Annotated in this window: 9 protein-coding genes; all 9 read left to right on the top strand. The window is 36.4% G+C overall.

Translation table 11 applies throughout. The features are described 5' to 3' along the window. Complete coding sequence (locus BZG02_RS04110) at positions 1-3,042, top strand: efflux RND transporter permease subunit (RefSeq protein ID WP_101260130.1); 3,042 nt, start codon at positions 1-3, stop codon at positions 3,040-3,042. Positions 3,043-3,058: 16 nt separating this feature from the next. After that, positions 3,059-3,844, top strand: coding sequence for a Clp protease/crotonase-like domain-containing protein (locus BZG02_RS04105; protein WP_101260129.1), 786 nt, complete (start codon positions 3,059-3,061; stop codon positions 3,842-3,844). Between the two features lie 12 nt (positions 3,845-3,856). Then, entirely contained in the window at positions 3,857-5,209 is a 1,353-nt protein-coding gene (locus BZG02_RS04100; protein ID WP_101260128.1) for a TolC family protein, read from the top strand. A 553-nt stretch (positions 5,210-5,762) separates the two neighbouring features. After that, positions 5,763-7,577 (top strand): V-type ATP synthase subunit A, encoded by a 1,815-nt coding sequence (locus BZG02_RS04095; protein ID WP_101260127.1) that lies wholly within the window; start codon positions 5,763-5,765, stop codon positions 7,575-7,577. Further along, positions 7,574-8,881 (top strand): V-type ATP synthase subunit B, encoded by a 1,308-nt coding sequence (locus BZG02_RS04090; RefSeq protein WP_101260126.1) that lies wholly within the window; start codon positions 7,574-7,576, stop codon positions 8,879-8,881. The genes BZG02_RS04095 and BZG02_RS04090 overlap by 4 nt, the downstream gene beginning before the upstream one ends. Positions 8,882-8,923: 42 nt before the next feature. Next, entirely contained in the window at positions 8,924-9,529 is a 606-nt protein-coding gene (locus BZG02_RS04085; protein ID WP_101260125.1) for a hypothetical protein, read from the top strand. Between the two features lie 2 nt (positions 9,530-9,531). Beyond that, entirely contained in the window at positions 9,532-10,035 is a 504-nt protein-coding gene (locus BZG02_RS04080) for a DUF2764 family protein (RefSeq protein ID WP_101260124.1), read from the top strand. Positions 10,036-10,037: 2 nt separating this feature from the next. Then, positions 10,038-10,646 (top strand): V-type ATP synthase subunit D, encoded by a 609-nt coding sequence (locus BZG02_RS04075; protein ID WP_101260123.1) that lies wholly within the window; start codon positions 10,038-10,040, stop codon positions 10,644-10,646. Between the two features lie 29 nt (positions 10,647-10,675). Next, positions 10,676-12,466, top strand: a complete 1,791-nt coding sequence (locus BZG02_RS04070; RefSeq protein WP_143470414.1) for a V-type ATP synthase subunit I — start codon at positions 10,676-10,678, stop codon at positions 12,464-12,466. Positions 12,467-12,488: the final 22 nt, after the last annotated feature.

Below are 12,488 nucleotides of genomic sequence, written 5' to 3'. Positions count from 1 at the left end.
ATGAATTTAACTGAATATTCACTGAAGAACAAGATTGTAGTGTATTTCTTGTTACTGATTGTGCTGGTAGGAGGAGTCTCTTCTTATTTTAGTATGGGTAAGCTCGAAGACTCGGTGTTTACTATTAAAACAGCTTTGATTGTTACACAATATCCAGGAGCTTCACCACATGAAGTTGAACAGGAAGTAACTGAAGTAATAGAACGTGCCGCGCAGAGCATGGACAATATTGATGAAATATTTTCAAGTTCTTATGCTGGTCTTTCTATTGTTGAAATTGATCTGGAGGATAAGTTGCGTTCGAAAGAAATGCCTCAGGTTTGGGATATTCTTCGCAAAAAATTGAAAGATGGTGAAGTAAATCTTCCTGCCGGAGCAAATACACCGGTTGTAGTAGACGATTATGGTGATGTTTATGGTATGTTTTATGCCATTACGGGCGATGGATTTACTTATGAAGAATTAAATGATTATGCACAATACTTAAAGCAGGAACTATTGCCTGCTGGGCAGGTCGGTAAAATTACATTATTTGGAAATCGTACCGAATGTATCGATGTTATTCTCAAAGAATCTAAAAAGTCGGAATTGGGTGTTAACCCTGGCATTATTGCTCAGGTATTTAACGCCCAAGGCGAGATTGCTGCTGCGGGGAACATTGAGTTAAACGATCGTTACATCAGAGTTTCTGGTAATAATGCATTTAAAAGTCTCGAGGAAATAAAGAATACAATAGTTCAAGTTGGCAACGAACAGTTTTACTTGAAGGATTTGGCCGAGATTAAAAAGTCGTTTTTGGAACCAGCTCAGGGTCTAATGAAAAGAAATACGCAAAATGCCATTGGCTTGGGTATTTCTACCACAAAAGGTGGAAACGTACTTACGCTAGCCGAAAACATCAATGCCAAGTTAGATATCATCAGATCTAATTTACCTTTAGGAGTTGAAATATCATCGGTGTACAATGAGGCAAGAGAGGTGGAGGAAGCTAACGATGGTTTTATCTTTAACCTAATAGCATCTGTAGCCATTGTAGTTATTGTATTGTTACTGTTCATGGGTTTACAATCGGGAATTTTGATTGGTAGTAGTCTAATTTTTTCTATTCTGGGAACATTAATTATCATGAATATGATGGATATCAGCCTTCATCGTACTTCGCTGGCAGCAATTATTATTGCCATGGGAATGTTGGTAGATAATGCTATTGTAGTAACCGATGGTGCATTAGTTTCCTTGCAAAAAGGGATGAACAGAAGAAAGGCTGTTGTAGATATTTCAAGCTCAACTTCTCTACCCTTACTAGGTGCCACACTTATCGCGATATTTGCATTCTTACCTGTATTTCTTGCTCCTAATGCCGCTGGTGAAATCTGTCACGATTTATTTTTGGTATTGGCTATTTCATTATCATTAAGTTGGCTATTTGCAATGACGCAAACTGCGATTACTAATGAGAGATTTCTAAAAGCTCCTAAAGAAATTAAAGATCCTTACGAAAGCAAAATGTATCTGTGGTTTAAAGGTGTTCTTATTAAAACTTTAAAATATAGATGGGCTTCATTAGCAGGTGTAATTGCATTCCTTATAATTTCTATGATTGCATTTGCGAACCTAAAGCAGGCATTCTTTACAGCCATGGAGAAATCCTATTTTGTTGTTGATTATTGGTTGCCCGAAGGCAGTTCTGTTAATAAAGTTGAAAATGATCTGGCAATTGCCGAAAAACAACTTTTCGAGAACAATCCGGAAATTGTGAATATTATTACCAGTATTAGCCAAACCCCGCCACGTTATATACTAATGGCACATGCAGAAAATTACAATACCAGTTTTGGTCAGTTAATGATAGAAACACACAGTCCGGAAGAAACGGATGAGTTGGTTCCAAAGCTTACAAAATACTTTAATGATAACTATCCACAAGCACGTGCAAGGGTGCAAAAATACGTTGCAGGACCGCCAATTTCTTACAAAGTTGAAGGCCGTTTTATGGGACCCGATCCTGCTGTACTAAGAGATTTATCGGAGCAGGCTAAAACAATTATGCATAACACTTCTGAATGTGGCGATATATGTGATGATTGGCGAAATAAAGTGTTGACCTGGGCTCCACATTATTCGCAACAGAAGGCTTCTCGTTGTGGCATATCTAGAAGTGATTTAGGAAATACAATACAACAACTGACAAGTACAGGTTTGGGCATCGGTCTTTATCGCGAGAATGAAGAAAAGTTGCCGGTAATGCTTAAAGTGGATCAAAATGCAAAAAATAGCATTGAAACAATTGAAAATACAGGAGTCTGGTCACAAACTGGAGCCTTTTCGGTTCCTTTAAAAGAGGTTGTTGACAGCATTACTGTAAGTTGGGAAAATATTGTAATTAAGCGTTATAATCGTCAGCGTGCTATTACGGTACAATGTGATCCTGCCGATCCAGATATGACAGGATCAACTTTATTAGCAGCTGTGAAAGACCAAATTGAAGCGATTCCCTTACCAGCTGGTTATAGTTTTATGTGGGATGGTGAGTTAAAACCCTCTACCGAATCTAAAGAAGGTACCGGAACTTTCTTCCCAATGGCCATGTTACTAATGGTATGCATAATCGTGATGTTGTTTAATAGTGTACGTCAATCGTTGGTAGTAATTGCTATTATTCCTTTGTCGATTATTGGTGTTGGAATTGGATTGTATGTTACCGATAATGCTTTTGGTTTTATGGCTATTGTAGGATTTTTAGGATTAATTGGGATGGTACTTAAAAATGCAATTGTTTTAATGGATCAGATTAATTTGAATCTTAATGAAGAAGGAATGAAACCTTTTCCTGCTGTTATTAATGCAGCAATTAGCCGTTTACGTCCTGTAGCCTTGGCAGCAGTAACCACCATATTGGGTATGACACCAATTATTACAGATGCTATGTATGGTTCTATGGCTATAACTATAATTTTTGGATTACTGTTTGCAACGGTTCTTACTTTAGTGGTTGTACCTCTACTTTACGTGATATTTTATGGTATTAAAGTGATTGAATAAGCTTAAAACAAAGAAAATGAATATTGAAATAGATAATAAATATTTTCACTCGGAATTAAATGATAAAACATTGGTTCTATATATGAACTACTGCGTATTTCTGGAACAGGAAACTTTTAAGTATAGAGATCAATTATTGGATTTTTTGGATGAAGTCAATAAAAGTGATTCAGTTAAGGTGTTGGTTATTAGTAATGATCATTCTGATTTTAATTTGGAGAATTACAAAGAAAAATGGAATGCACTATACGAGAGTAAGAATTACGAGGGCAATATTTTGCGAGTCTTTAGAACTTACAATCAGCTGCTTTTGAAAATCAAATCGATACAAAAAATTGTTTTTTCGGTTAACTCTAAGCTTGCGAATACCATGTTGTTTTGTTTGAGTATGGCAGCTGATTTACGGTTTGTTTCACGCGATTTTTATATCGATAATGATAACCACAACTTTGTGAACATTCCCAAAGGGGGAGCAATCTTTATTGAATCGAGTTTGATGTACGTGAATCCGGTAAAAATGCTTTTCCTATCCGATAAGGTGTTTTCTCAGGATTTATACGAAAAGCATATTGTAGATGAGATATTTAATCAGGAGGAGCTGATGGAAAGGATACTTACCATAGCTACGCGATATAGTAAATTTGATTACATAGAGTTAGAATCAGTAAAAATGATTGAACAAAGCAGGTCGAATAAATTGGAACTGATTCTACAAAAAGAAAATGATTATTTATTGACCTGTATTCGAAAAAAGAAAAATTTAAGTAATCCTCATGATCGCAATTTAATTCGGATCAAGTAATAGTAAAATTCAATGAGAAATATTATAATAAAGGTATTAGTAGTCCTTTTTTGTGGGCTACTGAACATCTCCAAAATAGATGCACAAGAAGTTTTATCGCTTCGGAATTGCAAACAAAAAGCGATGGACCACAATCAAAGCGTCAAGTCTGCTTTGTCAGATAGGGAATTTAGTGAGGCTTCTTTAAAGTTGAGCAAAAGATCGATGTTACCAAAATTTGATTTATCCTCTTCATATACTTATTTAAGCGACCCAAATCAAATGATTGTTCCAGGATTTGAGTTGCCAACAACCGATGGTCAGCCAAGTGGTGTATATTCACCAGGAAGTACAAGCGATCTTGCTTATGAAAATTCATATTCTGCAAGTATTGGAATGAGTTTGCCAATTTATTTAGGTGGTAAACTAAGAAATGCCAATACACTTTCAGAGCTAGCTTTGGAAATGGCCGAAGATAATGTAGATTTATCGCAAGCAGATTTGTTGTTGAATGTAGAGACGGAATATTGGGTTGTGGTATCCTTACAAGAGCAAAAGGGAGTTGTTGAAAAATCAATTGAGCTTTTAACAGATGTTCTAAAAGAGGTTCGTGATAGATATGAAACGGGTATTGTAACAAAAAATGAAGTTTTAAAAACTCAGGTAGAGTTAAACAATTCTAAATTATCCTTGATTGAAATTTCAAACAATTTGGAGTTAGCAAAAATGAGTTTGAATCAGAGTGTTGGCAATGGTATTTTGTCTTCCATTCAAATTCAAGATTCAATAATTTATATTCCTGAACAATTGTCTTCCATTTCATTTAACGAAAGTCATTTGAGTAATCGACCTGAAATTAAACTCTTGAACAATCAGGTAGAGATGTCGAAAATTGAGAAAAAGTTAGTCAATGCAGATTATAAGCCACAAATTGTGTCTTTTGCGAACTATACATCTCAGAATCCAAATCATTACGCGAAACAAGAAAATGAATTTACTTTTAATGCAGGTGTGGCATTAAGTATGCCTGTTTTTCATTGGGGTGAGAAAAAATTGAAAAAAGTTCAAAACAAAATGGCAATTCAAAAAGCCGAACTCGATTTAGATGAAAGTTCTGAATTAATCACCTTGGAAATAAGACAGGCTATTTTTCGTTTGAAAGAGTCGTTGGTGAAATTAAATTTCACAACAACATCGCTGGAACAAGCCGATGAAAATTTGAAACTGGAAACAAATCGTTTGTTGGAAGGGGTGACAACTACCCGTGAATTGTTAAATGCTCAATTGCAATGGCAAGTATCTCATGCTGATTATATCAGTGCCAAAACAGCAGTGAAAACAAACGAAGCTAAATATTATAAGGCAATTGGAGACTTAAGAATGTAAATCCTGACTAAGGATTTCATAGTATCAGTTTCCTGATTTAGTTCGCTTAGGACAGGTTGGTTGTATTTTTGAATTATAGGATTTAAGACTTCAATTAAGGGTAAAGAATTTGACAACAAAATAGTTTACTAGAATAAATTTTATGTGGGGGTAAAGTTTGTTAATGGAGTTGTGTTTAATGTCTTAAATATTCTATATGTTAGCATATTAGTGAATCTTCCGGCCTGTCCTTTTATTTACAATGAAAATAATATTTGATACTAACATATTTTATTTCATTTGTCTAAGGTTAAAATTTGCTAATTAAGTTTAAACAAAAATAACAAATGAATAGGAGCTTGATTTTATTACTACTTTAGCCGAAGTAAACTAAAATGAACTTTTCGGTTTACAAGAGTCGTTAACAAAATTAGTAATCCTGAGTTAAAAGGTCTTTTTTTTAATTGGCTCTGCGATAATGATACTGCGAGTAGAATAAGAAAGAAAAACGATAAGCATTATTGGGTATTAGTCTTTAGGTAATACAATAAATTTTTTAATAAAAATAGACCGAATGAACCAAGTGGGTTCATTCAGACGAGAGGAAAAGTCAATTATGGGTAGTAGTAAAAAGCGAACAGGAACACTTATTTCCATCCAAGATTCATTGGTAAAAGCACGTTTTTATCAGGATGTGATTATGGGTGAAACTGCTGAAATCACAGTGGAGGGTAAGCAGTTACAAGCTGAAGTCCTTCAAATAGAAGCAGAATCAACAGGAGAGAATACAGGCATTGTAGAAATGCAGGTATTTGAAGATCTAACTGGGGCGCAAATCGGCGATTTGGTTGAGTTTAAAGGAAAGCCACTTTCTGTACTTCTTGGCCCTGGACTTTTAACAAGTATTTGGGATGGGTTGCAGAATCCTCTCTATAAATTAAGTGAGCAAAATGCTTACTTGGTTCCTGGAATGAAGGCTCCAGCTCTAGATGAGGAGAAATTGTGGAATTTTACTCCAATGCTTAAAGTTGGGGATATTGTGAAGGGTGGAGATGCAATCGGATCAGTACCAGAAGGTAGATTAGAACATAAAATTTTAGTGCCTTTTAGTTTTGGTAAATGCAAGATTGAAAGTATTGAGGCTAAGTGTGAATTGAATATTACACAGCAAGTTGCAATGATAATCGATGAGCAGAACAATAGTCACATACTAAAATTGGTGTTTCATCAGCCAGTAAAATCTCCAATTCCATTTAAAGAGAGAGCAATTCCAAGCGATACCATTTCAACTGGTGTTCGGGTAATTGATTTGCTCGCACCAGTAGGGTATGGCGGAACAGTAGGAAATCCAGGACCATTTGGAGCAGGTAAAACTGTACTTCAACATTCGCTTTGTAAATATGCATTAGCCGACATTATTATAATGGCCGCATGTGGTGAGCGTGCCGGAGAAGCGGTAGAGGTTTTTAAAGATTTTGCTGAATTAGAAGATCCTTCAACGGGTGAATCTTTAATGAATCGAATGTGTATTTTCGGAAACACCAGTTCTATGCCCGTAGCGGCTCGTGAAGCTAGTGTGTTTATTGCATTAACTGTTGGTGAATACTATCGTTATCAAGGATACAATGTAATTCTTTTGGCTGATTCTACTTCGCGTTGGGCTCAAGCACTTCGTGAGCGTAGTGGTCGTCAGGGAGATATTCCCGGACCAGAGGCTTTTCCAATGGATATTCCCGACCAAATTAAAGGAATGTATCAACGAGCTGGCGCTGATGCTGGAACAGGTGGATCTTTAACTTTTATTGGAACAGTATCGCCAGCAGGAGGTAATTTTCAAGAGCCTGTTACGCAGTCTACAATGGATGCTACAGGTGGTTTTTGGGGCTTGTCTCAAGATCGTGCCGATGCAAAAAAATATCCGGCTATCGATCCACTGGTTTATACCAATTCGGTTTACGATAGTTTTATTTCTGATACAGATCGAAACAAAATTCTACAAACACTTCACGAAGCAAATGGGATAGATCAAACCATTAGTACCATTGGTTTGAAAAAAGTGCCTCTTGACAAATATGTGCAGTATCAAAAAGGACAAACCATCGATTTTTGTGTGATGCAACAAGATGCTTTTCACGAGATAGATGCTTGTACTCGGCCAGAGCGTTTGGGACTTATTAATATAGCAGTTCAGAAATTGATTGACAATCCGATTGAATTCTCTCAAAATGAGATGGAAGATGAGGAGTTGAAAGCGGTGGTTAAAACAAAATTTGATGAATTGCGCCAATGGTGGAAAGATTGGAACAGTAGTGCTCAAAATGAGGAGCAACTAGATGGTCTTTCAAATAAAATTGAACAATTTATTAAGCAAGAGGAGGTTGTATTATGATCCGAAAAGAAATCAATAGAATAAGCGAAGTTGGAAAAGCATTAATCTCAGTAGAAGGAAATCCTGGAGTGGCTTTAAATCATGTAGTAGAGTTGCTCGAAGCAGATACAAAGCAAAGCCTTTCTTTTGCAAAAGCCATTAATATTACCGAAAAATCTACTCGTTTCCAGGTGTTTAATGGAACTCAGGGTTTAAGTACTCAAACAAAAATTCGTATGCATGAAGTTCCTTTAACAGCCGGATTTTCTTACAATATGTTGGGCCGAAGTTTTGATGGAGTTGGAAAAGTAGCCGATGGAGGTCCTGAAGTAATTTTCGATAAGCAGGTTTCAACGCGTTTGGATACTTTAAATCCTACTGTTCGTTTGGTTCCTAAACAAGCTTTGTGGACAGGTATTCCAATGATTGATGTATTTAATACGCTCGTAAAATCGCAGAAGATTCCAATTTTTGCAGGACCAACAGAACCGTATAATCGTTTGCTTTCGCAGATTGCACAAGGTGCACAGGCTGATATTATCATTTTTGCAGGAATAGGTCTGAAATTCGACGAGTACCAGTATTTTAAAAAACAGCTTTCGCAATCTGGAAATATCGATAAAACCATAATGTTTTCTCACCTAGCTGGTGATTCGCAGATTAAAGGATTAATGTTGCCAGATGTAGCATTGGGTGTTGCTCGTGAATTTGCCGATCAGGGGAAAGACGTGCTGGTTTTATTGACTGATATGACCAATTGGTCGAATATTTTACGAAATGTTGCCAACTATCAAGATCAGATTCCATCTCTGCAAGGTTATCCAGGTTCTTTGTATTCCGAATTAGCTAAACGTTACGAAGTAGCGGCCGATATTGATGGTGCTGGTTCTATTACAATTATTGGAGCAACAACTCTAGAATCTTTGGAAGATCCAGTTCCTGATAATACGGGATATATTACGGAAGGTCAGTTGTTTCTTGAAAATGGTAAGTTGAAATTGGCTCGTTCGCTTTCACGATTAAAACAGGCAGTGAATGGAAAAACTCGTGACGATCATCGTCCTATAATGACTGCAATGGCCTCTCTTTTGGCTGAAGCAGAAAAAGCTTACGAAGCTGCTGAAGTAGGAGCTGCTAACGATGCTTTTTCTCAGAAACTTCTTAGTTATCGGGAAGATTTTATCACAAATATGGAAGAGCCTTTTGGTGAACCTATAGAGTTAGAACTTGCTTTGGATAGATGCTGGGACATTTTAAAAAGACATTTTGAGCCAACAGAAACTGGCTTGAGTAAGAAATTGATTGAAAAGTATTGGGATTTATAAGGTGCAGAATAAGAGGAGTGTTGCCTATTAAAAATAAAGAAAATGAAAGAAACTAAAGAAAATCTGGAGGGAATTGTTTTAAAGCTTAAAGAGCATGGCATTAAAGCGGGACAAGAGGAAAAATATAAATTAGTTGAGGCTGGTAAAAAACAAGTCGAAGAATTATTGATTAAGGCTAAATTGGAAAGTAATCAAATTATTCAAGAGGCAAAGATAAATGCGACTCAAATGGAGAAGAATGCTCAAATAGCCATTCGTCAATCTTCCAGAGATCTTATTGAGGCAACGAAAATTGCTATGCTTGATTCATTAAAATCAGTTTTTGGTAAGCAATGCGAAAATCTATTTACTCAAAAAGAATATCTGCAAGAGCTTATTCGGGTAACAAGTGAATCAATTTTAGGATCTAAAACTCTAAAGGTTTCTCCAGAAATGCTAAGCGATATGGAAGGTTTTTTACTGAAACAATCTCTTTCGGAGCAGATTCAATTAAAGCCTCTTTCAACTAGCGATACAAAAATAGAGATTAATTCATCAGAAAAACAAGGGGTGAGTTTTGTATTGAGTGCTAAGGATGTGGAAGATGCTCTTTTTTCTTTATTGAATAAAGATTTGGTTGAAAATATTACTAAAAATAAGGAGAGCTAGCTATGTCGAATCTGGTATACCTCATGAGTAGTTTGCCATCCTTAACTTTTGGTGAAGTGCCACCCATTTCAATTCTTGAGTTCAATCAAGATGCTAAAAATCAACTTTCTACGAGTCAATTTAATAATCTTGAATTGATTGATATTCAAGGAGTAAGCGGTGAGACTTCGAAAGTGGGAGTGAAAAGTATAGTTGCAATGTTGAAAGGAGTTCAGGATGATATTTGTGAAATCAGAAAAGCAAGGACTCAAGATCGTATGCCAAAATTGGAACGATTATCAGCTAAAGAAATTCAAGGAACCCCTTTAGAACGCGAGCGGAAAATAATGCAGTATCAGTGGGAGGAATTGGAGTCTATCGAAGTGGGTAAAACCTTCACATTAATTGAAGTGATGGTGTACAAATTGAAGTTGCAAATTTTAAGTCGACTGTATTCATTCAATACGGAAAAAGGTGCCCAGGTATTGGCTTCTGTTGTTAATCCATCAAAAAAAGAGGAGGACTAAGAATGGCAGGTATAAAAATAAAATACACAAAAACCGAACGAGCTCGTCAGAAAAAAGTACTGAAGGTTTCGGAACGAATGCTTCCCTTGTTCGAGGCAATGGAAAAATCGTTGATGGCAACGGTTAATACCATTTCTGAACGAATTGAAAAAATTCGGGAACAGATTGAAAGGAATCGAAAAATAGCAACACCATGGGTGGCAGTAATGAGCGATTCGTGGGTGGATATGAATGAATTTATTTCGGTGAACGAGATAATTACTAGGCCGGTTGATGTAGCTGGTGTTCGGGTGAAACAATTCGAAAGTGTTGATTTTAAGCTGATACCAATTCGTGATGATGCGCCTCTATGGCTTGATGATGCTATTTCTTTGATGCAGGAGCAATTGCAATTATTAGCCGAGATAGAATGCCTTAAAGAGCAGATTTATTTGCTGGAAGAGGAGCTGTTGGATGTTCGGGCTCGAATAAAGCTTTTTGAGAACAGATTGATTCCTAATGCGAAAATAGCAATTCGTAAAATTGGACAAAAATTACAGGACGATGAACGCTTAACAATTGCTACTGCAAAAGTTGTGAAAACCAGTAAACTACAGGAGGTTAGTGTATGATTACTAAAATGAAAAAATTGACCTTATTCATGTCAGATACAGCAATTGATGTGGATGCCAATTTGACTCTTTTGGGTCAACTTGGGGTGCTACATGTTAGCCCTTTTCAACCCGCGAAAGATAAGTCGATAGAGCGGGTTGATGCAAGGATTAAGCAATTGCAGAAAGCAATTTCCATTCTTGATTTGTATGAGAATGGGCAGGATTTAGAATCAGGATCGATTTCAATTCCGGATTATTCAAATGTAGAAAGAGGTGAAATTGAGTTGTTGGAGAGGGTTTTGAGTGTTGATAATGATCAAAAACAATTGGAAGCTACTGCGCAAAGAGTAAATATAGACCTAGCCTGGTTTAGCAAGTGGGGGAATATTTCACTTACTGATATTGAAAAGTTAAGAGAGAAAGATGTCTTTTTGAGATTGTATCTTCTTAATGATAAAGAAATAAAAAGCATTACAGAGCGTGAAGATATTTATGTTATTGGAGAAAGAAATGATTTTCGTCAAGTGCTTTTAATTGCTGATGATGAGGATGAAAAATTGGATTTTCAGGAGGTTGAATGGCCACAGATACAACTTGAAGATGCAAAAGATCTATTGAGAGATACTGAAAATAAACAGAAAGAAAATCAGAATTTATTGAAGCTGTTTAGCTTTCAAAAAAACATACTTAAAGAAGCTCTTGATGAAAGGAATAGGAGATTAGATGTACGCAACATTCAATATGAAGGTATAAGTATCGATAATCAGGTGGGTTGTTGGAGAGGATTTATTCCCGAAGATGTCGAAGATAAATTTATTGAGGAGGCAGAAATAAATGGGTGGGGTTATCTTATTGAGGAGCCATCATCCGAAGAAATAGACGAAGTTCCTACTCTTGTTCGCACATCTCGATGGGCAAAAAACATTCAACCTGTTATGGATTTTATGGGACTTGTGCCTGGTTATAAAGAGTTGGATGTTTCGAAGGTATTTATGCTGTTCTTCACTTTTTTTAGTGGTGTTCTTGTGGGCGATGCAGGTTATGGTTTGGTATTTTTGCTGATAACTTTTCTGGTACATCGACATCAAAAGTTTGCAAAGAAAGTTGAATATAGTTTGTTCTACACGCTTTCATTTTCCATTATGATATGGGGTGTGCTTACTGGAACGTATTTTGGTTCGGAATTAATTGCTGAATTACCAATATTGCGAAGTTTAAGAATAGAACAACTTGCTAGTTTTGGAGGCGATAGCCTTTTTATTCAGAAATTAATGTTTCTGATTGGTGCGATTCATCTTACCATAGGGCATTTGCAAATAGCTTGGAGATATATTAACAGCGTAAAAGCCATAGCTCAGATCGGTTGGGTAGCAATAATTTGGGGTTTGTACCTCATTGTTTCTCAAATGGTATTGGGCATTACTGCTCCAGGAATAATGATTTGGCTTTTTGTTGGCGGGGCATTATTGATTGCTTTATTTTCCAATCCGGGAACCAATTTTGCAAAAGGAATGCTTTCTTCCTTAGCCAGTTTACCGCTAAGTATTATCAATGGTTTTTCTGATATTATATCGTACATCCGCCTTTACGCAGTTGGTTTATCAACAGTGTTAATGGCTGCAAGTTTTAATCAAATGGCACTTGGCGATGGTGTAACTACACTTGCATCAGGTATTGGAGCCGCAATTATATTAATTCTCGGACATGGTTTGAACATGATTCTTGCAGCAATGGCTGTGCTTGTTCACGGTGTTCGTTTAAATATGCTCGAGTATGCAGGTCATGCATCAGTAGAGTTTTCGGGTAACGAGTATACCCCTTTCAAATTGAAAAAATAAGTAAACTTTTAAAATTTAAATA

The organism is Labilibaculum filiforme (genome assembly GCF_002843315.1).
GTDB lineage: Bacteria > Bacteroidota > Bacteroidia > Bacteroidales > Marinifilaceae > Labilibaculum > Labilibaculum filiforme.
The sequence above is the reverse complement of the archived record's forward strand: the minus strand, read 5'-3'. Positions and strand labels throughout refer to the sequence as shown.

What these genes read in the sequence shown, in the direction of transcription:
- BZG02_RS04110 (WP_101260130.1), top strand. Translation starts at nt 1, where the DNA reads ATGAATTTAACTGAATATTCACTGAAGAACAAGATTGTAGTGTATTTC.
- BZG02_RS04105 (WP_101260129.1), top strand. Translation starts at nt 3,059, where the DNA reads ATGAATATTGAAATAGATAATAAATATTTTCACTCGGAATTAAATGAT.
- BZG02_RS04100 (WP_101260128.1), top strand. Translation starts at nt 3,857, where the DNA reads ATGAGAAATATTATAATAAAGGTATTAGTAGTCCTTTTTTGTGGGCTA.
- BZG02_RS04095 (WP_101260127.1), top strand. Translation starts at nt 5,763, where the DNA reads ATGAACCAAGTGGGTTCATTCAGACGAGAGGAAAAGTCAATTATGGGT.
- BZG02_RS04090 (WP_101260126.1), top strand. Translation starts at nt 7,574, where the DNA reads ATGATCCGAAAAGAAATCAATAGAATAAGCGAAGTTGGAAAAGCATTA.
- BZG02_RS04085 (WP_101260125.1), top strand. Translation starts at nt 8,924, where the DNA reads ATGAAAGAAACTAAAGAAAATCTGGAGGGAATTGTTTTAAAGCTTAAA.
- BZG02_RS04080 (WP_101260124.1), top strand. Translation starts at nt 9,532, where the DNA reads ATGTCGAATCTGGTATACCTCATGAGTAGTTTGCCATCCTTAACTTTT.
- BZG02_RS04075 (WP_101260123.1), top strand. Translation starts at nt 10,038, where the DNA reads ATGGCAGGTATAAAAATAAAATACACAAAAACCGAACGAGCTCGTCAG.
- BZG02_RS04070 (WP_143470414.1), top strand. Translation starts at nt 10,676, where the DNA reads ATGTCAGATACAGCAATTGATGTGGATGCCAATTTGACTCTTTTGGGT.